Genomic DNA, 23,757 nt, shown 5'->3' with positions numbered 1-23,757 from the left:
AATGCTGTGCTTGCGGTGAATAAATAGTCTTTTACTAACTAATTAATCTCCTTTTGCGACACCTTCGCGCCGCGGGTCGGCGCCACCGAACCACAGCGGCACCCCATGGATCTCGATCCGCTGCACGCCTTGCAACCCGGACGTCTGCTCGCCGATGCTGATGCCGTGCCCACGCGCCTTCAGTTCGGCGATCTCGGCCGCCGGGAAGCGTCCCTTCTCCAGCTCGGTCGGGCCGTTGCGGCTGCCGAAATTCGGCAGCGCGATCGCTTCCTGCATGTTGAGACCCCAGTCGAGGGTGCCGACCAGCACCTTGGCCACGTAATTGATGATCAGCGGACCGCCCGGCGAGCCGACCGCCTCGACGAAGCGGCCGGTCTTGCGGTCGAACACGATGGTCGGACTCATCGCGCTGCGCGGCCGCTTGCCGGCTTCGACGCGGTTGGCGATCGGTCCCTGGGCGTCGCGCGAATCGAAGGAAAAGTCGGTCAGCTGGTTGTTCAGGATGAAGCCGTCGACCATCTGGCGCGAGCCGAAGGCATCCTCGACGCTGGTGGTCATCGACAGGCCGGCGCCGTATTCGTCGACCGCCACCACGTGCGAGGTCGAATGGGCCTCGATCGAATTGTCCAGGCCCCAGTTCCACGCCATTTCCACGCCCGGCGGATTGCCGGCCTGCGCCTTGCCCATCGAGCGTTCCTTGACCAGCGCCGCCCGTTGGCTCAAGTAATTCTTGTCGAGCAGCGCCGGCAGGCCGCGGCCCGGCAGCGGCACGAAGTCGGTGTCGGCGGCGTAGCGGTCGCGGTCGGCGTAGGCCAGGCGCCCCACTTCCGAGAACACGTGCACGGCCTCGGTACCGGGGATGCCGTTGGTCGGCGCCAGCGACTTCATGTCGCGCGTCTCGAACATGCCGAGCATCTGCGCCACCGCGATGCCGCCCGAGGACGGTGGCGGCATGCCGCACACGGTGTAGGCGCGGTAATCGTTGCAGACCGGTTCGCGCACCTTGGGTTGATAGGCGCCGATGTCGGCCGCGGTGAGCAGGCCCGGATTGGTCGGGTGGCCCTTGACCTTGGCTTCGATGTCGCGCGCGATGCGGCCCTTGTAGAACACGTCGGCGCCGCCCGCGGCGATCTCGCGCAGGGTCTTGGCCAATTCCGGATTCTTCAGCACGTGGCCGACCGGCCACGGCTTGCCGTCGGGCGCATAGAAGTACGCGCGCGCGGTCGGGTCCTTGCCGATGTAGGGGTCGCCGGCCAGCAGGCTGTTCAGGCGCGGGCTGACCTTGAAGCCGTTCTCGGACAGGCGGATGGCCGGCTCGAACAGCGTTTTCCAGGCCAGCTTGCCGTGCTGGCAATGGGCCAGCTCGAGCATGCGCAGCACGCCCGGGGCGCCGGTCGAGCGGCCGCCGACGATGCCTTCGGTGCGCGACAGCGGCGTGCCGTCCGGGCGCTGGAACAGGTGCTCGTCGGCTTTCGAGGGCGCGGTCTCGCGGCCGTCGAAGGCCTGCACCTTCTTGCCGTCGTAGTACACCAGGAAGGCGCCGCCGCCGATGCCCGACGATTGCGGCTCGACCAGGGTCAGTACCAGCTGGGTCGCGATGGCGGCGTCGATCGCCGTACCGCCCTGCTTCAGCATCTCGTAGCCCGCTTCGACGGCCAGTGGATTGGCCGCCGCCACCATGTTCTTGCGCGCGGCCCAGCCGGCCTTCTCGTGCCAGCCGCTGGCGGCTTCGGGGGCCTTCTGCAGGGCCTGGGCGGCGTCCTGGGCAAAGGCGGTGCCACCGGCAAGGGTGGCAAAGACGGCGCCGAGGGACAGGGCGAGGACGGGCAACTTCAGGGTCATAAGGATTCTCCGGTCATGAAAACGACGCGCGCGGCCTGAGCCGCGCGCCATACCACAGAACATCCTACCCGAAATTGCCAGATCGATCAGGACGAGCAATTTCCGCTGCATAAGGGTGCGCCGCGCCCGACGACGGTGCGGCCTTGCCCTGCGCGGCGCCTTTGCTTATGCCCCGCTTACTTCGGCTGCATGCGGATCGCGCCATCCAGGCGGATGGTCTCGCCGTTCAGCATCACGTTTTCGATGATGGCTTTTGCCAGGTGCGCGTACTCGGCCGGCATGCCCAGGCGCGGCGGGAACGGCACCATCTGGCCGAGCGAATCGCGCACTTCCTGCGGCATGCCCATCAGCATCGGGGTCTCGAAGATGCCGGGAGCGATCGTCATCACGCGGATGCCGCTGCGCGCCAGGTCGCGCGCCATCGGCAGCGTCAGGCCGGCCACGCCGGCCTTGGAGGCGGCATACGCCGTCTGGCCGATCTGGCCGTCGAAGGCGGCGACCGAGGCGGTATTGATGATCACGCCGCGCTCGCCGTGCTCCAGTCCGTCCTGTTTGCCGATCGCGTCGGCCGCCAGGCGGCACATGTTGAAGGTGCCGACCAGGTTGATGCTGATGGCGCGCTGGAAGGCGTCCAGCGGGTGCGGGCCATCCTTGCCGACGGTCTTGACGGCGGGCGCCACGCCGGCGCAGTTGACCAGGCCGCGCAGCGAGCCCAGCGCCAGCGCCGCGGCGACCACGGCCTGGCCGTCGGCTTCCGAGGTGACGTCGCATTGGACGAACCGCGCATTTTGTTCACCCAGTTCGGCGGCCAGGGCAGTGCCCGCGTCAAGCTGCACGTCGGCCAGCACGACCTTGCCGCCGGCTTGCACGATCATGCGCGCGGTGGCGGCGCCGAGGCCGGAGGCGCCGCCGCTCACGATGAATACATTGTTCTGGATTTGCATGCTGTCTTCTCCAAGGTTGTCGTTCTTATTAGACTCATTTGACGTTTACGTAAACGTCATCCTCGGATTGTAGCGAGCTTTTGCGTCGACCGCCATGCGCCCGTCAGAAGCATTGCACGCTGACGCCGCTGCGGGTGCACAGCCGTCCACTGCTGTTGACGCCGGCATTGCCGGTGCCGATGCCGTTGTAGCGCCTGCCGGCGGTGTCGGTGCAGGAATTGCCCTGGCAACCGGCGATGATGCTGCGCGTCGGTCCGGCCGGGCTTGGCGGCACCGCCTGGGCCGGTACCGGTACCGGCACTGCGGGTGCAACGGTGTTGGCGCCAGCGTTTGCCGAGCGCAGCGGGCGCGGCGGCGCCGGTTCGGCGGCCGGCTGCCAGGCGGGGCGGCGCAGGTTGGAGTTGGTCGTGCGGCGCTGCGCGTCTGCCGGGTTGGCGGGCTGGGCCGGCGCCGGGCGGGCCAGGCTGTCGGTTTCGTCGTGGACTTCGGCCGGATCCTTGCGCGCCGGATCGCGCGCTTCCTGGGTGCGTGGCGCCAGCGTCGGGCCATACGAGGGAGCGGCTGCGCCGGTGGTGGCGCCATTGCGGCGCGCCTGCGCCTCGAACTGGGCCGTCTCCGATTGGGCGGTGCGGGCGGCCTGCGCGGCGGTGCTGGTCTCGTCCTCGACGGCGGCGGCGCGGTTCGCTTGCTCGGTCTTGCGGGCCTGGCGCCCGGTGGCGGCACTCTGTTCGCTCGCAGCGGGGGACTGCGCCTGGCCCTGCCCTGCCTGGGGCGGCCGCGCCTGGGCCGGACCCACCTGCCAGGTGGCGCACAGCGCGAGCAGCACGGCGGCCGCCTTCCAGGGTGCTGCCATCGATCCTTCGGTTGCCATATCGCCTCCTGCGTCTCTGCCTGCATGTGTTGCCGCCATTATCGGACGCGGCCACGGAACCCGGCGCGCGTGTCGGATTGCTGTCGCGAATCGGCGTCGATACCCGGGGCCATCCTGCTATGCTGGAAACAGATGCGGCACCAAAATAAAAGCCACAGGAGACAAGCATGCAAACTCTGCAGGAGATGTACCGCGCCAAACGCGGCAGCGCCGACGATGCCCTGAACCACGTGCGCGACGGCGACATGATCATCGTGCCCACCGGCGTCGGCGAGCCCCCGAGCCTGCTGCACGCACTGTCGGCGCAGTGCCGGCGCTTCAACGACGTCCAGGTCGCGCAAATCCTGGCCATGCGCAAGTATGGCTACTTCGACCCCGGCTGCCGCCCCCACGTGCGCCACGCCGCGCTGTTCTTCGGCGGCGCCTCGCGCGCCGGTGGCCAGGGCGGCTGGTGCGACTTCATCCCGAATTACTTTTCCGAGATCCCGGCGCTGATCGAGCGCGGCCTGATGCCGGCCGACGTGGTGTTCGCCATGGCGTCCAGCATGAGCCCGCACGGCTACTTCGCGCTCAGCCTCGGCACCGACTACACGATGGCGGCCGTCGCCAAGGCACGCGCCGTGGTACTGGAAGTGAACCCGAACGTGCCCTTCACCCATGGCCAATGCCACGTGCACATTTCCCAGGTAACTGCGCTGGTCGAAAGCGAAGAGGCGATCCTGGAAGTCGGCCTGCCCACGATCGGCCCGTTGCAGGAAGCGATCGGCAGCCTGGTCGCCGAGCAGATCGAGGATGGGTCGACGCTGCAGATCGGCTACGGCGGCATCCCGGACGCGGTGGTGATGCAACTCACCGGCAAGCGCGACCTCGGCATCCACACCGAGATGATCGGCGACGGCATTCTGAAGCTGGTGGAATCGGGGGCGGTGAACAACAGCAGGAAGACCCTGCTGCCGGGGAAGATGGTGGCGACCTTTGCGCTCGGTTCGCGCAAGCTGTACGAGTTCATGCACAACAACCCGATGCTGGAAATGCATCCGTCGAACTTCACCAACGACCCATACATCGCCGGCCAGAACGACAAACTGGTGACGATCAATGCCAGCCTGCAGGTCGATTTGCTGGGCCAGTGCGGCAGCGAAAGCATCGGCCACCTGCCTTATTCCGGCACCGGCGGCCAGGTCGATTTCGTGCGCGCCGCCAACCGCTCGCGCGGCGGCAAGTCATTCATAGTGCTGCCGTCGACGGCCAAGGACGGCACGATCTCGCGCATCGTGCCGACACTGGCGCTCGGCACCCACGCCACCACCAGCAAGAACGACGTCAACTACGTCGTCACCGAATGGGGCGTGGCCCAGCTGCGCGGCAAGTCGGCACGCCAGCGCGCGCAGGCGCTGATCGCGATCGCCCATCCCGACTTTCGCCCGTGGCTGCGCGAGCAGGCTGACGGGATGTGCGTGTTTTAAGGCTCAGTTCGCGTGCACCTCCACGCGGCTGCGCGCCGGCTGGCCCGCGGTGCCGTACAGCAGCAGGTTGCGGCGCAGCGCCGTCAATTCGCTGTCGGTATCGGCCATGGCGCGGGTTGCCTCGGGCAGGCGGGTATCGTCCGGCCCGGTGCTGCGGACGCCGGGAGCGCCATTGTTCTCGTCGTAGTGCGACATGGTGAATCTCCATTTGGTTGGTAACAGGACGCGGGGCCAGACGTATTACGGGCTCGACCGATGCAGCAACCATGAGAACGGGAGCACAAGCCGCCGCTGATGGGGGTACTCTACCGCAGTTCTGCCGCCCTGGGCGCAAGATTGATGCTTTTTTGACAGTAATTTCCCAGTCGAAAGCTGCGCCAGCAATCCGCACCGGCGTGCCATGATGAACCCATCCGGCGGCGCATGCCCACCCATTGCGCTGCCTTCATCATTCGGAATCGGATTGGAGAAACCATGCAACGAGTCGACGAGATCGGCAAGGACGAACACGTACGCGGCCCGCAGGATGCGGCCGTGACCCTGATCGAATACGGCGATTTCCAGTGCCCGTACTGCGCGCGGGCGCACTTTGCGCTGACGGAGCTGATGGATGAACTCGGCAACGAAGCCGGCGGCATCCGGCTGGTGTACCGCCACCTCCCGCTGTCGGACCTGCACCCGCTGGCCGAGCTGGCGGCGGAAGCGGCCGAGGCCGCGGCCAGCCAGGGCAAGTTCTGGGAAATGCACGACGCGCTGTTCGAGCAGCAGAACCAGGTCGCGGACCCGCAGGACCTGGCCGTGCTGGGCGAGAGCGTCGACCTCGACGTCGACCGCTTTGCCGGCGAGGTGCAGGAACGGCGCCACCGTCAACGCGTGCAGGCCGACCTGGCGCGCGCCCGCCACGATGGCGCGGACCGCACGCCGACCTTCTTCATCAACGGCAGGCACTACCCCGGCGATTCGGACCGGGATTCGCTTGAAGCGGCCCTGCGCCAGGCCTTACAGCGGTAAACGCAGGTCCTCCGCTTGCGTGCCCGACGGACCGTAGGCTACGTATCACCGCGTGGGCGGCGCGACCGTTGCGGCTGATTCGTCGGCGGCGCTTGAGCCGCCCACCCTACGCGCGGCAACCGCAGGCTGCGCTGGCGGTGCCGTGGCCGATGCGGCTGCCGGCGCGCTGCGGATCTGGGCGACGGCCGGTTCGGTGACGGCCAGCCAGCCGCCGGCCGGCAGAAGCGGCACCAGCAGCAGCGCCACGATGTTGATGATCTTGATCAGCGGATTCACCGCCGGCCCGGCCGTGTCCTTGTAGGGGTCGCCCACCGTGTCGCCGGTGACGGCGGCCTTGTGCGCATCCGACCCCTTGCCGCCGTAGTGGTTGTCTTCAATGTACTTCTTGGCGTTGTCCCAGGCGCCGCCGCCGGTGGTCATCGAGATCGCCACGAACAGGCCGGTGACGATGGTCCCCATCAGCAGGCCGCCCAAGGCGGCCGGCCCCAGCAGCATCCCGACCGCGACCGGCACCAGCACCGGCAGCAGCGAGGGCAGCACCATCTCGCGGATCGCCGACGCGGTCAGCATGTCGACCGCCTTGTCGTATTCCGGCTTGCCGGTGCCCGCCATGATGCCGACGATGTCGCGGAATTGGCGCCGCACCTCGACCACCACGGCCCCGGCCGCCCGTCCCACCGCTTCCATCGCCAGCGCCCCGAACAGGTAGGGCACCAGGCCGCCGATGAACAGGCCGACGATCACCATCGGGTCCGACAGCTCGAAGCTGATGTGGGTGCCGCGCGAGGCCAGCGCATGCGTGTAGTCGGCGAACAGCACCAGCGCCGCCAATCCGGCCGAACCGATGGCGTAGCCCTTGGTGACGGCCTTGGTGGTGTTGCCCACGGCGTCGAGCGGATCGGTGACGGCGCGCACGTCGTCCGGCATGCCGCTCATCTCGGCGATGCCGCCGGCGTTGTCGGTAATCGGGCCGTAGGCATCCAGCGCGACAATGATGCCGGCCATCGACAGCATCGCCGTGGCGGCGATCGCGATGCCGTACAGGCCGCCCATCTGGTACGAGACCAGGATGGCCGCGCATACCACCAGCACCGGATAGGCGGTGGCCTTCATCGACAGGCCGAGGCCGGCGATGATGTTGGTGCCGTGGCCGGTGGTCGATGCCTCGGCGATATGGCGCACCGGCTTGAATTCGGTGGCCGTGTAGTATTCGGTGATGTAGACCATCGACGCGGTCAGCACGATGCCGACCAGCGCGCAACCCAGCATCGGCCAGCGCATGGCGCCGCTCGGCCACGCCAGCCAGGTCACCGCCGCGAAGCCCAGCAGCGACAGGCCGGCCGACCACCACAGGCCGGTGTACAGCGCCGACATGATCTTGTGCCCGGCCCGGTTTTTCACCAGCGAGCAGCCGACGATGGAGGCCAGTATCGAGATGCCGCCCAGCAGCAGCGGATACAGCATGGCGGCGCCGCCGACGGTGACACCTGCCTCCGGTACCATCAGCGCGCCCAGCAGCATGGTCGCGACCAGGGTCACGACATAGGTTTCGAACAGGTCGGCCGCCATGCCGGCGCAGTCGCCGACGTTGTCGCCCACGTTGTCGGCGATGACGGCGGGATTGCGCGGATCGTCCTCGGGAATGCCGGCTTCGACCTTGCCGACCAGGTCGGCGCCGACGTCGGCACCCTTGGTGAAGATGCCGCCGCCGAGGCGCGCGAAGATCGAGATCAGCGAGGCGCCGAAGGCCAGCCCGACCAGCGGCTGGATGGCGTCATGGGTCGACAAGGCAGCGTCGGCGCGCGCCACCAGGAACCAGTAGAACAGCGACACCCCGAGCAGCCCCAGCCCCACCACCAGCATGCCGGTGATGGCGCCGCCGCGGAAGGCGACGTTCAGCGCCTTGTCCAATCCGTTCGCCGCGGCCTGGGCGGTGCGGACGTTGGCGCGCACCGAGACGTTCATGCCGATGAAGCCGCACGCGGCCGACAGCACGGCGCCGGCCAGGAAGCCGAATGCCGTGGCACTGCCGAGAAGGAAGAAGATGGCGACCAGCAGCACGATGCCGACGATGCCGATGGTGCGGTACTGGCGCGCCAGGTAGGCCGACGCCCCCTGCTGGATCGCCAGCGAGATTTCCTGCATGCGGCCGGTGCCGGCATCCTGTTGCAGGATCCAGCTGCGCGACCACAATCCATACAATACCGCGATGACGCCGCACGCGACGGCGAACATGAGCTGCGTGGATGCCATTGTCGTCCTCCCTGTCTTCGATCAAGCAACACCACACGTTCGAAAGGCCGCATCCTGCCCGGCCAGCCTACCTGCGTACTGCAAAACTTTGATCCAAAAACCTGGACGGATGGCACAACGTCATCCGGCGCTTATTTTTTTGCGGGCTTACTCCGACAGCGCGGCAAACGCGGCGTCGCGCACCTGCTCGACCGGGCCCACGCCCGTGATCTTGCGGTACTTCGGTGCGCCCGGCAGACCCGATTGCGCCCACTTGTTGTAGTAGTCCAGCAGCACTTCGGTCTGGTTGTGGTACACGGCCAGGCGCTTGGCGACGGTTTCTTCCTTATCGTCGTCGCGTTGCACCAGCGGCTCGCCGGTGACGTCGTCGACGCCCTCGGTTTTCGGCGGGTTGAACTTGACGTGGTAGACGCGGCCCGACGCCGGGTGGCTGCGGCGGCCGGTCATGCGCTCCAGGATCATCTCGTCCGGCACGTCGATTTCCAGCACGTAGTCGATGTTCACGCCGCTGTCCTTCATGGCGTCGGCCTGCGCGATGGTGCGCGGGAAGCCGTCGAACAGGTAACCGTTCTTGCAGTCTTCTTCCTTCAGGCGTTCCTTGACCAGACCGATGATGATGTCGTCCGATACCAGTTGGCCCGCGTCCATCACTTTTTTCGCCGCCAGGCCGAGCTCGGTGCCGGCCTTGATCGCCGCGCGCAGCATGTCGCCGGTGGAGATCTGGGGAATGTTGTACTTTTCTTTGATGAAGTTGGCCTGGGTACCTTTACCGGCACCGGGGGCTCCTAAGAGAATGAGACGCATGAAGGATTTTCCTAATAGTTTTATAAACGACAACGGGCACCGTTATGGTGCACGGAGTGCGCGTTTGATGCTAATTCTGATGCATATTTGCCTAGCTTGACACGGAACTTACCACAAAAGCACCCCTGAAAGCCACTGGCAGGGGGCGATTGATCGACCAGTTGCGCTGGCGCAGACTGGTCAGATTGGTGTTTCCAAGATGATCAAAACCGGCAGTATCAAATTCAGTGACTGCCCTGGTAATGCAGCCGTACCCGCGCCAGGTCTTCCGGCGTATCGACACCGGCATGGGGCGCTTCCGCGGTGACGTGCACCGCAATGGGGACGCCGTGCCATAGCACGCGCAGTTGCTCCAGGGCTTCGATGGCTTCCAGTGGCGACGCTTCCAGCTGCGGGTATTGCTGCAGGAAGGCATTGCTGTACGCATACAGGCCGATATGGCGCAGTGGCACGTAGCCCGGCGGCAAAGCCGCGCGGTCCTGTGCGAAGCCGTCGCGGTGCCAGGGTATGGTGGCCCGCGAGAAGTAGAGTGCCCGTCCGGCCTTGTCGAGCACGACCTTGACCACGTTCGGGTTGAAAGCGTCCTCGGCGGACGACAGCGGATGGGCGCAGGTGGCCATCGGCACGCCGGCGCCGATGCGCGCGGCGCAGGCGGCCAGCAGCGCCGGGTCGATCAGCGGCTCGTCGCCCTGCAGGTTGACCACCACCGCCTCCGGCGCCAGCTGCAGCGTGCGCGCCACCTCGGCGATGCGGTCGGTGCCCGACGGATGGTCGGCGCGCGTCATGCAGGCTTCGATACCGTGTGCGGCGCAGGCGGCGGCGATGTCGGCATGGTCGGTGGCGACGATGATGCGCTGCGCACCGGAGGCCTGGGCGCGCTCGGCGACGCGCACGATCATCGGCTTGCCGCCGAGGTCGGCCAAGGGTTTGTTCGGCAGCCGGGTCGATGCCAGGCGTGCCGGGATGATGACGACGAAACCCATCCGCTTACAGGGTCGGTTCGACCTTGCGCGCCTGGTCGGCCCACATGATCGGGATGCCGTCGCGGATCGGATACGCCAGGCGGTCGGGGCGGCAGGTCAGTTCCTGGGCTTTCTTGTCATATTCGAGCGGTCCCTTGCACAGGGGGCAGACCAGGATATCAAGCAGTCGGGCGTCCACGACATTTCTCCACAATTTGAGCGGCCAGGGCAGTATCGATCTGCGCCGTGACCGGAACGACCCACAGGCGCGGATCGTTGTTGATGTTTTCAAGTTGCCGACATTTTACTGCATCCTTCTCGGTGACCAGGATCACGTCGGCGGAAACCCCGCGGAAGGGATCGTCCAGGAAGTCGTGGTGGTCGGGCAGCGCCATCTCCTCGACCTGCAATCCGTGCGCGCGCAGCATGCCGAAGAAGCGTCCCGGATTGCCGATGCCGGCCGCCGCCAGGATGCGCTGCCCCCTGAACGCCGCCAGCGGCTGGCGCTGGCCGGGCGCCCGCAGCGCTTCCGCCATGCCGCCGTCGAGGCGCATCTGGAACGCCCTGCCCCCCACCGCTGCCGCCAGCGCCGGCGTCAGCTCCGGCGTGTTGACCACCGTGAAATCGCGCCGGCGCGACGGCGGCTCGCGCAGCGGCCCGGCCGGCAGGGTCCAGCCGTTGCCGACGCCGCGGCCGTCGAACAGCACGACTTCGACGTCGCGCCGCAGCGCGTAATGCTGCAAGCCGTCGTCGGCGATCAGGACGTCGACCTCGGGGTGCAATGCCAGCAGGCGCCGTCCGGCCGCGGCGCGCCGCCGCCCGACCACCACCGGGCAGCCGGTGCGGGCGGCGATCAGCAGCGGCTCGTCGCCGACCTCGCCCGCGCGCGCAGCCGGTGTCACCTCGCGCGCTTCGCTTTCCGCACTGCCATGGCCGCGCGAAATCACCCCAGGTCGGAAGCCGGCCGCCCGCAGCTGCTCGGCCAGCCAGATCGTCAACGGGGTCTTGCCGGTCCCGCCGATAAAGATATTGCCGACCACGATGACCGGGACCGGCAGGCCTTCGGATGCCAGCAGGCCGGCGCGGAACAGGCGCGCACGCAGGGCCGCGAGCAGGCGGAACAGCAGGGACAGCGGCCACAAGGCCAGGGCCAGCGGGCCGCGCCGGAGCCAGGCGCGGGTGAGCGTGGATTCGAGGGAGGATACCATGTATGTGTAATTGCAATAGCTTGAGAATGTGCACCGGCTTATTCGCGTAAGTAGCCCATGCACACGCGTTGGCTCACTTACGCGTGTTAGCCCAGAAACGTCGTTCCCGGCACTGCCGGAAACGACTCCCCGCGAAGGCGAAAAAAGCGCCACTGGCGCTTTTTTCCCCAAGTTTGCAAGCATCTCGGCAGCGCAAGCAAAACTTGGATCCCCGCCTGCGCGGGGACGACGTCAATGAATGACGCGGGTATGCAGAGGGTTCGACTTCTGTTACTTCTGCCCACCCGTCTGCGCCGCAAACGTCAGCTTGTCATACCCGGCCATGCGCGCCGCTTCCAGCACGTTGATCACCATCTGGTGCATCGCAAACTGGTCGGCATTGACGATGATCACCGGATCGCGCGCCGGGGTCGCCAGCGGCTGGCCATCCGGACCGGTGGCAGCGGCGCGTTTCAGGTCGTCGGCCAGCCCGGCCACGCCGTGGAAGGAGACCGGCAGGTTATTCACCGTGTAATTGCCCTTGGCATCGACGGTGACGTTGATCTCGAACGGCTTCTCGATCGCCTTTTCGGCATCGGCGGTCGGCAGCGTGATCTGCAACTCGGTGAACTTGCTGTAGGTGGTCGTGACCATCAGGAAGATCAGTACCACCAGCAGCACGTCGATGAACGGGATCAGGTTGATCTCCGGATCCTCGCGTTTGCGGCCGCGGCGAAAGTCCATCATTTGCGGGCACCGTGGACGACGTCGACGAATTTCACGGCCTGCAGCTCCATGTCGATGATGAAGCTGTCGACCAGCGCGCGGAAGTGGCGGTAAAACACCAGCGCCGGCATCGCGATCGCCAGGCCGAAGCCGGTGTTGTACAGCGCCACCGAAATGCCGTGTGCCAACTGGGCCGGGTTGGTGCCGCTGGCGTTCTGGGCGCCGAAGATCTCGATCATGCCGACCACGGTGCCGAACAGGCCCATCAGCGGCGCCAGCGAGGCGATGGTGCCCAGCGTGGTCAGGAAACGTTCCAGCATGTGCGCCACACCCCTGCCCGCTTCCTCGATCGACTCCTTCATCACGTCGCGCGGCGCGTCGACGTTGCGCAAGGCGGCCGCCAGGACGGCGCCGAGCGGCGAATTCTGTTGCAGCTTGTCGATGATATCAGGAGTGACTTTTCCACTGCGATAGACCTGGATGACTTCATCGAGCAGTTGGCGCGGCAGGATCTTTTCGCGGCGCAGGTAGATCAGGCGTTCGATGATGAGCGCCAGAGCAATGATCGAGGCAATCAACAACAACCAGATGGGCCAGCCGGCGGCCTGGAGAATGGCGAGCAAATGGAACTCCTGGGATAAGAAAAAAACAACAGATCAGGGGATACGTTGGGAATTGCGCAATGTAACGTGTTGCTCGTTTTGCGGCAAGTAGAGTTCTTCACACTTTCTGTGGATAAAAGTGTGCGCAATGGCACGCCTTGGCTGCGAGTGCTTTGATTCTTAAAGGATATTTCTTCATGCGCAAAAAGTCATCAAGGGCGGATTGTGTTGCCCACCGACAAATCCAGCTTGGCTCACCCCGGCTAAGTTGCTCACAATTTCTGTGGATAAATTTGTGCGGAACAGGGCGAATCCGACTTAAGCTATTGATTCCTTTAGGAAAATTAAAAAGATTAAAAATGAAGCAGCCTTGCGCGGTATCAAAGCACTCATCTGCAAACGATGTTTCTGCACACTTTTTGTGGACAAAATTGTGCGCAAGCGAAGGCAGCGATAGTCAAGTCATTGATTTTAAAGACAAAAGTTATCAAGCCTAATTTTTAGTCAACATCTTTTGGCGCGCATTCGCCATGACTTTCCACACAAACTGTGGAAAAAGATGTGTGCAAAAGGCCGGGGCAGGCCTCAAGTACCTGATTTCATTTGGAAAACCTATGCAAGCTCAATTTTTAGGCAAGCCCGACCAGAGGCGCGGCCATTGCCTGCCAGGCTTGGCAGATCGACTATCGAGCGCGGCTTGCTGGTATAGTGCCACCCTTTGTTGCCAAGACCTATGCATCACGCGTTCTACACAAATTTTGTGGAAAAGATTGTGAGCAAGGACTTTGATCCATATCAAAGTCTTTGAATTTAAACAGGATTTGCTCCTTGCGCTTTTTTTGAGCACGCCATGCCAGCCGTGGATATGTATTGCTGACACTGAACAATGTGGCGCCGCTGCCAAGGTGTGCACATAAATTGTGGAAAACGATGTGAGCAAGGATGCGAAGTGCCACCTAAGTCCTTGATTGCTTAAGGAAAACTTTTGCATGCTGAATTTTTAGGCGGCCAGGTTTATCGACTTTCTCACAATTTCTGTGGATAAGATTGTGGCCAAGTCATCCCGGGCGGATGGAAGCCTTTGATCCGTAAGGAAATTTTGTTTCTGCATCGAAATCAGGCAGCAGACTTTTTCATTAAAAATCAAACGTTTACAAAAACTATCTTCGGTAGTACTGCAGATATAAAATCGATAACACTTCTGCCGGGTTTTGTGGACAGTTCCTATAGCTCATCCATATGTTCAGTAACGACGACGCCGATCCCGCCTATACCGCCCCACCCGTCCTGAGCGTGACTGCGCTCAACCAGCAGGTCGCGCGCCTGCTCGAGCGCAGCTTTCCGCTGGTGTGGATCGGTGGCGAAATCTCGAATTTCACGCGCGCCGCCTCGGGCCACTGGTACTTCACGCTGAAGGACGACGCGGCCCAAGTGCGCGCCGTGATGTTCCGCGGCCGAGCCCAGTACGCCGGCTTCACGCCGCGCGAAGGCGACAAGGTCGAGGTACGGGCACTGGTCACGCTGTACGGCGCGCGCGGCGATTACCAGATCAACGTCGAGGCGATCCGCCGGGCCGGCGTCGGCGCGCTGTACGAAGCCTTCCTGCGCCTGAAGGAAAAGCTGACCGCGCAAGGCCTGTTCGACCAGGAGCGCAAGCGTCCGCTGCCACTGTTCGCGCGCAGCGTCGGCATCGTCACCAGCCCCCAGGCGGCGGCCTTGCGCGACGTGTTGACCGCCCTCAAGCGGCGCGCGCCACACGTGCGCATCGTGCTGTACCCGGCACCGGTGCAGGGCCAGGGCGCGGCCGAGAAGATCGCCGATGCCATCCAGACGGCATCGCGCCGTGCCGAGGTCGACGTGCTGATCGTCGGCCGCGGCGGCGGCTCGATCGAAGACCTGTGGAGCTTCAACGAAGAAGTCGTGGCGCGCGCGATCGTCGGCGCCAGCATGCCGGTGATCTCGGGCGTGGGCCACGAGACCGACTTCACCATCGCCGACTTCGCCGCCGACCTGCGCGCCGCCACCCCGACCGCTGCCGCCGAGCTGGCGGTGACGCCCCGTGCCGACTGGCTGAACTCGCTCTCGGCCGATGCCGGCGACCTGCGCCGCGCAATGGAACGCGTCCTCGGCGACGCCGGCCAGAACCTGGATAACCTCAGCCGCCGGCTGCTCAGCCCATCGAGCCAGATCGAGCACCAGCGCCTGAAACTTCTTGGCATGGCCAGCACTCTGACCCATGCGGTGCGCGGCCCGCTCAACCGCCAGAGCGTGACGCTGGCCCAGCTGCAGCAACGCTGGGCGCGCCACCGTCCGGATTCGCGGGCCATGCGCACCCAGCTCGCCTCCGAACAGCGCCACCTGGTCGCCAGCATGGCGGGCCAGCTGCGCGCGCGGCGCGAGGCGATGGCGGCGCTGGCGGCCCAGCTCGAACTGCTGAACCCGCAGCGCACGCTGGAACGCGGCTATGCCATCGTCAGCAATGCCAAGGGCAAGGTGCTGCACGCACCTGGCCAGATCAAGCCGCGCGACGTGCTGCGGGTGCGGCTGGCCGAAGGCAGCGTCGAGATCGGCGTGTCCGGCGTGCAGGACGTGCTCGATTGAAGGCTTGACTAAATAGCAGGCTCGACATGCATGTATATGTTATCCGGTTTAGAATAAGCGCCGATTCGGAACATTAACCCGCATCTTTCTGCTGCTAACTAATCAAAGGAAAAGACATGGAACATACTCTGCCGCCGCTGCCGTATGCCAAGGACGCCCTCCAGCCGACCATGTCGGCTGAAACCCTGGAATACCACTACGGCAAGCACCACCAGGCTTACGTCACCAACCTGAACAACCTGATCAAGGGCACCGAGTACGAAAACATGCCCCTGGAAGAGATCATCAAGAAATCGCAGGGCGGCGTGTTCAACAACTCGGCCCAGGTGTGGAACCACACCTTCTTCTGGAACTGCATGTCGCCGAACGGCGGCGGCGCGCCAACCGGTCCGGTCGCCGATGCGATCAACGCCAAATGGGGTTCGTTCGACAAGTTCAAGGAAGAGTTCCAGAAGTCGGCCGTAAGCAACTTCGGATCGGGCTGGACCTGGCTGGTGAAGAAGACCGACGGCACCGTCGACATCGTCAACACCTCGAACGCAGCCACTCCGCTGACCACCGAGAACAAGGCCCTGCTGACCGTCGACGTCTGGGAGCACGCCTACTACATCGACTACCGCAACGCTCGTCCGAAGTTCGTCGAGTCGTGGTGGAACATCGTCAACTGGGACTTCGTGAACCAGAACCTGGCGTAATCGCGCCGGCGCCGTTCGCGGCGTCACCCGTCAACGGCCCGCTCCAGCGGGCCGTTGCCATTTCAGATCGGCACGCGTCTCCTGCAGCTTCCTGCAACGCCAGAACCACACCAATACGCCTGCAATGATGAACAGCCAGGCGGTCCTAGGCTTCCGTGGAACTGCCTCTGCACCATATCGAACCGGCATGTACGAGGATCCGTGCGACGATTGCTCCCCTGCGCACCCGATATCAATTTATTCAGAGGAGACTTATGGCCTGGGTCGTCACGAAATACCTGATCACGGCCGCCGTCGTCGTGCTGGTCTCGGAATTTGCCAAACGGAGCGACAAGCTGGGCGCACTGGTCGCCGCGCTACCGCTGGTCACGCTCCTGACGCTGATCTGGCTGCATGTCGAGAAACAGCCGCCTGCCAGGGTGGCCAACCACGCCTGGTACACCTTCTGGTACGTGGTACCGACGCTGCCGATGTTCCTCGTCTTTCCTGCCCTGCTGGAGAGTCTGGGCTTTTGGCCGGCACTCGGCGTGTGCGTGGTCTTGACCGTGGTCTGCTTTGTCGTGTTCGCAGCGCTTGTCAAACGGCTCGGCATCACGCTCATGTAGAGCATCTTGTCGTAAGTACGGACAATGGCTTTCCACAGGGTATTGACTTATAATCCGAGCGCTTCGGAACAGGCGTCCGCCGCCGGACGCCGAAGCCTGCCCTTCCCTCCCCGATTGCCATTCTCATCGTGATCACTCCGGAAAACATACATACCTTCATCATCAGCCTTCCCAAGGACAAGCACCGCCGCGAATACCTGGGCGGGCAGCTGGAAAAACTGAACATTCCCTATTCGGTGCTGGAAGCGGTCAACGGCAAGGCTCTGTCGGCCGAGGAACTGGCGCTGGCCTACGATCCGAAAAAGGCAGTCCGCCTGTTCAACCGCGAACTCTCGAAAGGCGAAATCGGCTGCACGCTCAGCCACGTCAGCATCTACCGGAAGATGGCTGCCGAGAATCTTCCGCACGCGCTGGTGCTGGAAGACGATGCCAAGATCCTGGAAGACGACCTGGCGGCGACGCTGTCGAAGCTGGCACAGCTGTACCCGGCCGACGTTCCCGTCGCCGTCATGCTGATCCATGTGAAGCGCGTCGACGCCAATTCCCGCGTGCCGCTGGATGCGAAGCACGACGTTTACGACGCCTACCGCGGCGTGCACACGCACGGTTATTTCATTACCAGGGCGGCTGCGGAAATTCTTGCGCAGAAGCTGTATCCGGCTTATGTCGTCGCCGACAAATGGGAATATTTCCAGGAGAATTTCATTGACGTGAAATGCCTGGTGCCCTATCCGGTGGGCCTGACCGAGGCTGCGCAATCGTCCAGCATCGAAGCCATGGGCGTGCGCGAGAAAAAGCTGACGGACGGCCACAATTACGGCTATTACCTGAGAAAGACGTTGCACCAACTGGTGTACCTGGTGCGCTCCCGTCCTTTCATCCGGATCGAACACAAAGGCCGCTCCGAACTGGACCCGCTGTAGCCTGTCACCAAATGTATTGAATTGTCGTACAGGTCACATATTGTTCGCCGAGTCTGGCTGCTCTTATAGAATACCCGCCGGAGGTGACAATCATGTATCGCGTATTGCTGGTGGAAGACGATCCGCGCCTAGCGGAACTGGTGACGGAGTATCTGTCCGGCTATGAATTCACGGTCGAACTGGCGACGCGCGGCGACGTCGCGCTCGACAGCTTCAAGGCCGGCAAGCCCGACATCGTCGTGCTCGACCTGATGCTGCCCGGTATGGACGGGATGGTCGTGTGCCGCCAGATCCGCGACATCTCCGAAGTGCCGATCCTGATCCTGACCGCGCGCGAAGATACCTATGACGAAGTCTCGGGCCTGGAACAGGGCGCGGACGATTTCGTCAACAAGCCGGTCCAGCCACGTGTTTTGCTGGCACGCCTGCGCGCCCTGCTGCGCCGCTCCCAGCCCAAGGCGGCCGGCGACAGCCGCGTGCTTGAGTTCGGCGCGCTGCGCATCGTCACCACCGACCGCAGCGTTACCTGGCGCGGCGAGCCCTGTGTGCTCAGCAATACCGAATACAAGCTGCTGCTGGTACTGGCCGAGGCCGCCGGGCGCGTGCTGTCGCGCGACGAGCTGCTGAAGAAGATGCGCGGCATCGAATTCGACGGACTGGACCGCAGCATCGACAACAGCATCTCCAAGCTGCGACGCAAGTTCGACGATACGGTGTCGGAAAAGATCAAGACGGTGTGGGGCGAGGGTTATCTGTTTTCGCCTTCGGCGTGGAATTGAACGGCAACTGAAGCAATGGAGCCAGCGTCATTCCCGCGAAAGCGGGAATCCATGCTGAGCTATCGACGACCGTCTTCTCGAAACACTACTGCGCTTTGAAATAAGCGAATTCGGTCATTCAGTATGGAGCCCGCCTTCACGGGAACGACCATAAGGTATCGACTCACCTCAGCGCCGGCATCACTCGAACACCGGCAAAATCGCCAGCGGCACTGTGTCCGTCACCACCTGCCCGCGCTCGCTCCCGAAGCGGTAGATCACGGTCGGCAAGCCCTGCTCGGCCACGCCCGGCGCCGCCGGCAGCACTTCCTCGGTCCCGCCCTCGCGCCGCCAGTGCGCCCCGCCCTCGCCTTTTTTGCCGAATACGAAGCGCGTGCCGACGCACTGGCGGCTGCGCTGCGACGCGTCGACGTAGCGCGCGAAGCCGAGCGCCTGGCCGCAGGCGCTGCGCAGGTCGGCACTGTCGTAGACGCCGTCGGCACGGGTGGCGATGCTGACCTGGGGACGCAACGTGAACGGGATGCCCTTGCGGTTCAGCACCAGCGCCGCGTTGTCGTCGTAGGCCGCTTTCTGCAGCGGCAGCGGGGTGCGCCCGAGCGGATCGAGCGGCAGGTGCAACTGGGTCGTCTTGCCGGCCAGCGTCAGCTGCAGGCCGTCGCCGGGGACGGCAGCGCCGCGCGGCAGCACTTGCAGCTGGCTCTGCAGGAAGTGCTTGGGGCCGCCGTATTTTTCGAACACGACCATGGCGCGGTAGGCGTCGCGGTAGCTGGCCCACTCGCCGTCCTGCAATTGCGCCCGCGCCTGGCCGGCCGCCAGCAGCAGCGGCAGGGCGGTGGCAGCGACGGTAGCGAGGGAAAGCCGTACGGTGCGCATCGTCAGAAGCGGTAGGCGACGGCGGCCGAGACCGTCACGTTGGTGGGCCGCTCGACGAGCGGGCTGTTGGCGGCGTCGCCCAGCAGGCGCTTGACCTGCACATTCGAGGTCAGCATCCACGACGGCGTCCAGGCCCAGGTCCAGCGCGCGCCGACGTGGACGTCCTGCAGGCCGCCGCCCGGCCGGTAATAAGCAAAACGGCTGCGCTCCGCTTCCGCCTGCGTCACGCCGAACCAGGTGGCATTGTCCTTGCGGTTGACCAGGGTCACACCGGCTGCCAGCGACAGGGTGTGATGTTCGGCGATCGGGGCGGCCAGGCGCTGCACGCCCAGCTGCACGCGCACGCCGTCGTGGTCCCTGCCGGAACCGGCCAGCGCGGACCCTGTGAGGCGCCAGTCGGGCGTCAGGTAATAGTTGGCGAAGGCGCCGGCCTGCAGGCGGGTAGCGATCTCGTCCATGCCGCCGAGGCGCTGGCCGCGCAGCATCAGCTGCTTTTCGATGGGATTGACGAGCACGAAGCTGGTGGTCTCGACGACGCTGCCGATGCCGTTGCCGCTGCCGCGTTCGTCGCGGCCCGGCAACACCGCCAGCAGCGGACCGAACTCGAAAGTCGGCGAATCGGACAGGTGCATGCCCGCGCTCATGCCGGACACGAAGATGCCATTGCTCCACTGGACCTGCAGCACGGGCAAGGCCCTGACCTTGCGGCTGCCGGTACCGTCGTAGCGCGGCGCCGATTGCGCGCCGAGGCCGAAGTACATGTCGCGGCTGCCGTCCGGCATCGGGTTGCGCGCCGGCGTCTGCGCCCAACCCGGGAGACAGGCGGCGCTGCAGGCAATGCCGAGGACGAGGCGCAGAAGCTGATTCATGTCGAGATGGAGAGATTCGGAAAGACAATATTCTACGTGCTTGTTTTCCCGCCTCCCATATCTCGATGCTGCATCCAGCTGGAATAAAAAAACCCACCCTCACTCGCGCTTCAGGTGGGCAAACGGAAACCTGATATGTCCGCATCGTACGCAAGGCAAGTGCGGCAATCACCCGTGAAATGTCGAGCGATTGTCGTCAATTTGTAAATGCCTACTTTTTGCAATTACTCCTATACAATCTCGCGGATGCGCATGACCTCTTCAACCGCCAACGGCAGCGCGGCGTGAACCGCCTGTTCTTCCGCTTCTTCGTGCTCGTGATGCTGTCGATCACGGCGGCCACCTTCGTCATCTACTTTGTTTTCGCGCGCCTGTTCGGCGATCCGCTGGAAGACATCGCCCGGCGCCAGGCCTCGGCCCAGATCTTCCTGATCGAGCAGTACGTCGACCAGGCCGCAGCCGACGAATGGCTGGGCCGCCTGAACAAGGTACGCGAAGTGTCGAGCGCGCACTTCGACCTGGTGCCGCTGGCGCAGGCGCGCGCCGCCCTGGCCGCGCGCCAGCAGGCGGCGCTGGCACGCGGCGAGATCGTCCTCGATCCGGCCCAGCGCGCTTTCTACCGGCGCGTCGATACGGCCGGCATGCGCTACGTCGGCAGCGAGGACGAGGTGATCCACGCCTGGAACCTGCCGATCGACCTGGAACAGGCGCTGGCGATGGAAGTGCTGCGCTACGTGATCGTGGCGCTGGCGTTGCTGGTGCCGATCGCGCTGTGGTCGCGCGCCCACTGGAAGGCCTTGCAGTCGCTGTCGCGCGTGGCCGACGAGTTCGGCGCCGGCCGGCTGTCGGCGCGGGCGCAGCTGCAGCCGGCCGATGCGGTCTACCCGCTGGCCGAGCGCATCAATGCGATGGCCGAGCGCATCCAGGGCTTGCTGGAAGCGCAGAAGAACCTGCTGCATTCGGTGTCGCACGAATTGCGCACGCCGATCGCACGGCTGGAGTTTGGCCTGGAGCTGCTGGCGGAACGGGCCGCGGACCCTGGCGCCGGCGGTCCTGCCCATGCGGCGGCGCTGGTCAAGCGCATCGGCGCCATGGGCGGCGACCTGGCCGAGCTGAACGAACTGGTGAACGAGCTGCTGTCGATGAGCAAGCTGGACAATGCAGGGGCGGCGCAATCCCTGCCCTTCGCACTCGCACCCATGCTGCAGGAATGTGCCGACGGCATGCATCCGCGCCCGCAGCAGCTGGATTGCGAGGTCGACGCCGGCCTGGGCAGCATCGACGGCGACCGCCGCCTGCTGGCGCGCGCGGTCGGCAACCTGCTGCGCAATGCCGAGAAGTACGCGGCGCGGCAAGTGCTGCTCAGTGCGCGCCGCCTCGAGGACCGGGTCGAGATCGCGGTCGAGGATGACGGCCCCGGTATCCCCGACGACGAAGCCGAGCGCGTGTTCGAGCCCTTCTACCGGCTCGACCGCAGCCGCGACCGCGCCACCGGCGGCTTCGGCCTCGGGCTGTCGATTGCGCGCAAGGCCGTGCTGCTGCATGGCGGCACCCTGCACGTCGAACGCGCCTCGCTCGGCGGTGCGCGCTTCGTGGTCAAGTTGCCGCTGTAAGAGCCTATCCCAGTAGGCAGGGGGAAGCTGATGGCGATGCATGGCAAGCGCGGGCAAGGCGCGAGGAGGAAGCATGGTTTCCCCATGCGACGACGAGCAACGCCGCCCCCGCTTGCCAGGCGCGCCAGCAGCGACTCCGGCCTACTGGGATAGGCTCTAAATTATTTCGACTGGGCTGCCTTGTCGACCAGCGCCGTGGCCACCTGCAGCGTGGCATCGAACAGCGCCGCACGATCGCGCGGCGCGAACTTGGTGCCCACCGTCGCCGGCGAGGTCACGTAGCGGCCGTCGATGATCAGCGCCGGCGCCGAATCGATGCCGTAGGCGGCCGTGATCTTGGCGAGCTGGCGCAGCTTGGTGCTGACGCCGAAGGAATTCCAGGCATTCAGGAAAGTCGCGCGGTCGATGCCGTTATTCGCCACCCACTCGATGATGGCCTCGTCCTTGTTCAGGCGGATGCGGTCGACGTGCACGGCCTTGAAGATCTTCGCGTGCATCTGGTCGACCTTGCCCAGCGCTTCCAGCGTCAGGTACAGGTGGGCTTCGGGGTCGTTGGGACCGGTGTACGGGAAGTGCACGCGGCGCACGGTGATGCGGTCGCCCTGCTGGCGGATCCAGTTCTCGAAGCCCGGCTCGAGTGCATTGCACACCGGGCAGTGGTACATGAAGAACTCGATCACCTCGACCTTCTTGCCGGTGGCCTGCACCGGCTGCGGCTGGGAAAGCGTGAGCTAGTCGACGCCGTTCTGCGGATTGGCGGGCGATGCCAGGGCGGCGGTGGACGCCAGCAGAAACACACTGGCGGCGGCGAGATCGAGGAAACGCATGGTGCAATCCTTCAGGTTCGGTGGGCGAACCTGAAGGGTAGCATTGTTTCCAAGATATATTTACTTAATGGAAACTTAAAGCGAGGAACGTAAAGCGAGACATGTAGCGTGGGCCACGCAAGATGAGCGGACCCAGCGTACTCAGCGGCCCGGCTTCGGCGGCGGCTCCGGCTTTACGTGGGTGACGCCGTACCACAGGTGTTCCCACCAGTGGTCGCGCGAGCGCACCGTGCGCAGGCATTGCTGGTCGATCGATCCCTTGAAGACCGGGTCCTGGCACTGGTTCGTCATCAGGGCATTGCGCTGGTTTTCGGCATTCACCAGCGCGATACCCAGCCAGAAGGCAAGCGCCGCGAAGGCCAGCGCCAGACACCACGCGAGGTGGTTCCAGTTGCTCGAATCGAACAAGTCCTCCGTTTCCGGCTTGGACTTGTCGTATATGTTGAGGATCTTGCCTTCGACGTCGCTCATCTTGCGTTCTTGATTACTTCGTTTTCGCCGCCTTGGCGACCAGGGCATCCATCACTTGCAGGGTGGCCTGGAACAGCTGCGGCTCGTTGGTGGTCTTCACCGAATTGTAGACGATCGACGGCGAGGTCTGGTACTTGCCGTCGATGACGATGGTCGGTGCGCCTTCGACCTTGTAGGCCTCGACCAGCTTGCTCTGCTGGCGCAGCTTGGTCATCACGCCGAACGAGTTCCATGCATTCAGGAAGGTCGCACGGTCGATGCCGTTCTTCGAAACCCAGTCGATGATCGTATCGTCCTTGGTCAGGCGCACGCGGTCCACGTGCATCGCCTTGAACACCTTGGCGTGCATCTGCTCGACCTTGCCCAGTGCTTCGAGCGTCAAGTACAGGTGGGCTTCCGGATCGCTGGCGCCCTGCGACGGGATGTGCACGCGGCGCACGACGATGTTGTCACCCTGCTTTTTGACCCACTGTTCGAACTGCGGTTCCAGCGCGTTGCAGTGCGGGCAGTGATACATGAAGAATTCGATCACCTCGACCTTCTTGCCCACCGCCTGTACCGCTTGCGGCTGGGGGAGCGTAATGTACTCGACGCCATTCTTCGGGTCGGTCGGCGAAGCGAAGGCGGTGCCGGCGGCAAGGGCAGCGGCGAGCAGGGCAAAACGCAGGGAACGCATAGATATCCTTCTGGTGTCTGGTTACGGGTACTGTACGGAACGAACGACCGCGAGATTACCACTTTTTCGGCCGTCGGCCCTTAGCCGGAGCTTAGATTTTGCATTTGCTTACGGTACTTACACCCGATTCGGGGTCAGAGCAAAATGCTTCGACAAT

General features: G+C 64.4%; 24 protein-coding genes. 8 read left to right on the top strand and 16 right to left on the bottom strand.

Annotated elements, in window-relative coordinates:
• Positions 1-42 precede the first annotated feature (42 nt).
• From ggt to U1H99_RS22490, 3 genes are all read right to left on the bottom strand, one after another.
• On the bottom strand, positions 43-1,842 hold the full coding sequence (ggt, locus tag U1H99_RS22500; RefSeq protein ID WP_323143939.1) for a gamma-glutamyltransferase: 1,800 nt from the start codon (positions 1,840-1,842) through the stop codon (positions 43-45).
• A gap of 176 nt (positions 1,843-2,018) precedes the next feature.
• A complete protein-coding gene (locus tag U1H99_RS22495) occupies positions 2,019-2,786 on the bottom strand; it encodes a 3-hydroxyacyl-CoA dehydrogenase (protein ID WP_323143938.1) in 768 nt (255 codons plus the stop codon).
• 103 nt (positions 2,787-2,889) lie between these two features.
• Positions 2,890-3,657: a hypothetical protein gene (locus tag U1H99_RS22490; RefSeq protein WP_323143937.1), complete on the bottom strand. Its 768-nt coding sequence runs from the start codon at positions 3,655-3,657 to the stop codon at positions 2,890-2,892.
• A gap of 167 nt (positions 3,658-3,824) precedes the next feature.
• On the opposite strand from U1H99_RS22490, the gene U1H99_RS22485 reads away from it, so the two are divergent.
• Entirely contained in the window at positions 3,825-5,123 is a 1,299-nt protein-coding gene (locus tag U1H99_RS22485; RefSeq protein WP_323143936.1) for an acetyl-CoA hydrolase/transferase family protein, read from the top strand.
• A gap of 3 nt (positions 5,124-5,126) precedes the next feature.
• On the opposite strand, the gene U1H99_RS22480 is transcribed toward U1H99_RS22485, so the two are convergent.
• A complete protein-coding gene (locus U1H99_RS22480) occupies positions 5,127-5,318 on the bottom strand; it encodes a hypothetical protein (protein ID WP_323143935.1) in 192 nt (63 codons plus the stop codon).
• 279 nt (positions 5,319-5,597) lie between these two features.
• Here U1H99_RS22480 and U1H99_RS22475 point away from each other — a divergent pair, with 279 nt between their 5' ends.
• Positions 5,598-6,134, top strand: coding sequence for a DsbA family protein (locus U1H99_RS22475; RefSeq protein WP_323143934.1), 537 nt, complete (start codon positions 5,598-5,600; stop codon positions 6,132-6,134).
• 45 nt (positions 6,135-6,179) lie between these two features.
• Here U1H99_RS22475 and U1H99_RS22470 read toward each other — a convergent pair whose 3' ends face one another.
• From U1H99_RS22470 to U1H99_RS22440, 7 genes are all read right to left on the bottom strand, one after another.
• A complete protein-coding gene (locus U1H99_RS22470) occupies positions 6,180-8,387 on the bottom strand; it encodes a sodium-translocating pyrophosphatase (RefSeq protein ID WP_323143933.1) in 2,208 nt (735 codons plus the stop codon).
• 147 nt (positions 8,388-8,534) lie between these two features.
• Complete coding sequence (gene adk / locus U1H99_RS22465; RefSeq protein ID WP_323143932.1) at positions 8,535-9,191, bottom strand: adenylate kinase; 657 nt, start codon at positions 9,189-9,191, stop codon at positions 8,535-8,537.
• A gap of 224 nt (positions 9,192-9,415) precedes the next feature.
• Entirely contained in the window at positions 9,416-10,174 is a 759-nt protein-coding gene (gene kdsB, locus U1H99_RS22460; protein WP_323143931.1) for a 3-deoxy-manno-octulosonate cytidylyltransferase, read from the bottom strand.
• A gap of 4 nt (positions 10,175-10,178) precedes the next feature.
• Positions 10,179-10,352, bottom strand: a complete 174-nt coding sequence (locus U1H99_RS22455; protein WP_141828593.1) for a Trm112 family protein — start codon at positions 10,350-10,352, stop codon at positions 10,179-10,181.
• Positions 10,333-11,361: a tetraacyldisaccharide 4'-kinase gene (gene lpxK / locus U1H99_RS22450; protein WP_323143930.1), complete on the bottom strand. Its 1,029-nt coding sequence runs from the start codon at positions 11,359-11,361 to the stop codon at positions 10,333-10,335. Before lpxK ends, U1H99_RS22455 begins: the two co-directional genes overlap by 20 nt.
• Before the next feature lie 270 nt (positions 11,362-11,631).
• Entirely contained in the window at positions 11,632-12,084 is a 453-nt protein-coding gene (locus tag U1H99_RS22445; RefSeq protein ID WP_323144128.1) for an ExbD/TolR family protein, read from the bottom strand.
• Positions 12,084-12,689 carry a MotA/TolQ/ExbB proton channel family protein gene (locus U1H99_RS22440; protein WP_323143929.1) on the bottom strand — a complete coding sequence of 202 codons (606 nt, stop codon included), beginning with the start codon at positions 12,687-12,689 and terminating at the stop codon, positions 12,084-12,086. The genes U1H99_RS22445 and U1H99_RS22440 overlap by 1 nt, the downstream gene beginning before the upstream one ends.
• A 1,218-nt stretch (positions 12,690-13,907) precedes the next feature.
• Here U1H99_RS22440 and xseA point away from each other — a divergent pair.
• From xseA to U1H99_RS22415, 5 genes are all read left to right on the top strand, one after another.
• Complete coding sequence (gene xseA / locus U1H99_RS22435) at positions 13,908-15,269, top strand: exodeoxyribonuclease VII large subunit (protein WP_323143928.1); 1,362 nt, start codon at positions 13,908-13,910, stop codon at positions 15,267-15,269.
• Positions 15,270-15,385: 116 nt separating this feature from the next.
• Positions 15,386-15,964: a superoxide dismutase gene (locus tag U1H99_RS22430; RefSeq protein ID WP_141828589.1), complete on the top strand. Its 579-nt coding sequence runs from the start codon at positions 15,386-15,388 to the stop codon at positions 15,962-15,964.
• Positions 15,965-16,218: 254 nt separating this feature from the next.
• Complete coding sequence (locus tag U1H99_RS22425; protein WP_323143927.1) at positions 16,219-16,569, top strand: DUF3147 family protein; 351 nt, start codon at positions 16,219-16,221, stop codon at positions 16,567-16,569.
• 128 nt (positions 16,570-16,697) lie between these two features.
• Positions 16,698-17,492: a glycosyltransferase family 25 protein gene (locus U1H99_RS22420; protein WP_323143926.1), complete on the top strand. Its 795-nt coding sequence runs from the start codon at positions 16,698-16,700 to the stop codon at positions 17,490-17,492.
• A 92-nt stretch (positions 17,493-17,584) separates the two neighbouring features.
• Positions 17,585-18,271, top strand: a complete 687-nt coding sequence (locus U1H99_RS22415) for a response regulator (protein ID WP_323143925.1) — start codon at positions 17,585-17,587, stop codon at positions 18,269-18,271.
• Between the two features lie 180 nt (positions 18,272-18,451).
• On the opposite strand, the gene U1H99_RS22410 is transcribed toward U1H99_RS22415, so the two are convergent.
• On the bottom strand, positions 18,452-19,144 hold the full coding sequence (locus tag U1H99_RS22410; RefSeq protein ID WP_323143924.1) for a hypothetical protein: 693 nt from the start codon (positions 19,142-19,144) through the stop codon (positions 18,452-18,454).
• Between the two features lie 2 nt (positions 19,145-19,146).
• Positions 19,147-20,013: a MipA/OmpV family protein gene (locus tag U1H99_RS22405; RefSeq protein ID WP_323143923.1), complete on the bottom strand. Its 867-nt coding sequence runs from the start codon at positions 20,011-20,013 to the stop codon at positions 19,147-19,149.
• Positions 20,014-20,297: 284 nt separating this feature from the next.
• Here U1H99_RS22405 and U1H99_RS22400 point away from each other — a divergent pair, with 284 nt between their 5' ends.
• A complete protein-coding gene (locus U1H99_RS22400) occupies positions 20,298-21,626 on the top strand; it encodes an ATP-binding protein (RefSeq protein WP_323143922.1) in 1,329 nt (442 codons plus the stop codon).
• Positions 21,627-21,787: 161 nt separating this feature from the next.
• On the opposite strand, the gene U1H99_RS22395 is transcribed toward U1H99_RS22400, so the two are convergent.
• The 3 genes from U1H99_RS22395 to U1H99_RS22385 all read right to left on the bottom strand — a co-directional run bounded on the left by U1H99_RS22395 (position 21,788) and on the right by U1H99_RS22385 (position 23,600).
• Positions 21,788-22,333 (bottom strand): thiol:disulfide interchange protein DsbA/DsbL, encoded by a 546-nt coding sequence (locus U1H99_RS22395; protein ID WP_323143921.1) that lies wholly within the window; start codon positions 22,331-22,333, stop codon positions 21,788-21,790.
• A gap of 261 nt (positions 22,334-22,594) precedes the next feature.
• Positions 22,595-22,924, bottom strand: a complete 330-nt coding sequence (locus U1H99_RS22390; RefSeq protein ID WP_323143920.1) for a hypothetical protein — start codon at positions 22,922-22,924, stop codon at positions 22,595-22,597.
• A 13-nt stretch (positions 22,925-22,937) separates the two neighbouring features.
• The gene (locus U1H99_RS22385) at positions 22,938-23,600 is read right to left on the bottom strand and encodes a thiol:disulfide interchange protein DsbA/DsbL (protein WP_141828582.1); all 663 of its coding nucleotides are present in this window, start codon (positions 23,598-23,600) and stop codon (positions 22,938-22,940) included.
• Between the last annotated feature and the right edge of the window lie 157 nt (positions 23,601-23,757).

This window comes from Massilia phyllosphaerae (assembly GCF_034659755.1).
GTDB classification, from domain to species: domain Bacteria; phylum Pseudomonadota; class Gammaproteobacteria; order Burkholderiales; family Burkholderiaceae_D; genus Telluria; species Telluria phyllosphaerae.
The sequence above is the reverse complement of the archived record's forward strand: the minus strand, read 5'-3'. Positions and strand labels throughout refer to the sequence as shown.

Bases quoted from the DNA above. Each gene is read 5' to 3' on its own strand.
- ggt (WP_323143939.1), bottom strand. From the start codon at position 1,842: ATGACCCTGAAGTTGCCCGTCCTCGCCCTGTCCCTCGGCGCCGTCTTT.
- U1H99_RS22495 (WP_323143938.1), bottom strand. From the start codon at position 2,786: ATGCAAATCCAGAACAATGTATTCATCGTGAGCGGCGGCGCCTCCGGC.
- U1H99_RS22490 (WP_323143937.1), bottom strand. From the start codon at position 3,657: ATGGCAACCGAAGGATCGATGGCAGCACCCTGGAAGGCGGCCGCCGTG.
- U1H99_RS22485 (WP_323143936.1), top strand. From the start codon at position 3,825: ATGCAAACTCTGCAGGAGATGTACCGCGCCAAACGCGGCAGCGCCGAC.
- U1H99_RS22480 (WP_323143935.1), bottom strand. From the start codon at position 5,318: ATGTCGCACTACGACGAGAACAATGGCGCTCCCGGCGTCCGCAGCACC.
- U1H99_RS22475 (WP_323143934.1), top strand. From the start codon at position 5,598: ATGCAACGAGTCGACGAGATCGGCAAGGACGAACACGTACGCGGCCCG.
- U1H99_RS22470 (WP_323143933.1), bottom strand. From the start codon at position 8,387: ATGGCATCCACGCAGCTCATGTTCGCCGTCGCGTGCGGCGTCATCGCG.
- adk (WP_323143932.1), bottom strand. From the start codon at position 9,191: ATGCGTCTCATTCTCTTAGGAGCCCCCGGTGCCGGTAAAGGTACCCAG.
- kdsB (WP_323143931.1), bottom strand. From the start codon at position 10,174: ATGGGTTTCGTCGTCATCATCCCGGCACGCCTGGCATCGACCCGGCTG.
- lpxK (WP_323143930.1), bottom strand. From the start codon at position 11,361: ATGGTATCCTCCCTCGAATCCACGCTCACCCGCGCCTGGCTCCGGCGC.
- U1H99_RS22445 (WP_323144128.1), bottom strand. From the start codon at position 12,084: ATGGACTTTCGCCGCGGCCGCAAACGCGAGGATCCGGAGATCAACCTG.
- xseA (WP_323143928.1), top strand. From the start codon at position 13,908: ATGTTCAGTAACGACGACGCCGATCCCGCCTATACCGCCCCACCCGTC.
- U1H99_RS22430 (WP_141828589.1), top strand. From the start codon at position 15,386: ATGGAACATACTCTGCCGCCGCTGCCGTATGCCAAGGACGCCCTCCAG.
- U1H99_RS22425 (WP_323143927.1), top strand. From the start codon at position 16,219: ATGGCCTGGGTCGTCACGAAATACCTGATCACGGCCGCCGTCGTCGTG.
- U1H99_RS22415 (WP_323143925.1), top strand. From the start codon at position 17,585: ATGTATCGCGTATTGCTGGTGGAAGACGATCCGCGCCTAGCGGAACTG.
- U1H99_RS22410 (WP_323143924.1), bottom strand. From the start codon at position 19,144: ATGCGCACCGTACGGCTTTCCCTCGCTACCGTCGCTGCCACCGCCCTG.
- U1H99_RS22405 (WP_323143923.1), bottom strand. From the start codon at position 20,013: ATGAATCAGCTTCTGCGCCTCGTCCTCGGCATTGCCTGCAGCGCCGCC.
- U1H99_RS22390 (WP_323143920.1), bottom strand. From the start codon at position 22,924: ATGAGCGACGTCGAAGGCAAGATCCTCAACATATACGACAAGTCCAAG.
- U1H99_RS22385 (WP_141828582.1), bottom strand. From the start codon at position 23,600: ATGCGTTCCCTGCGTTTTGCCCTGCTCGCCGCTGCCCTTGCCGCCGGC.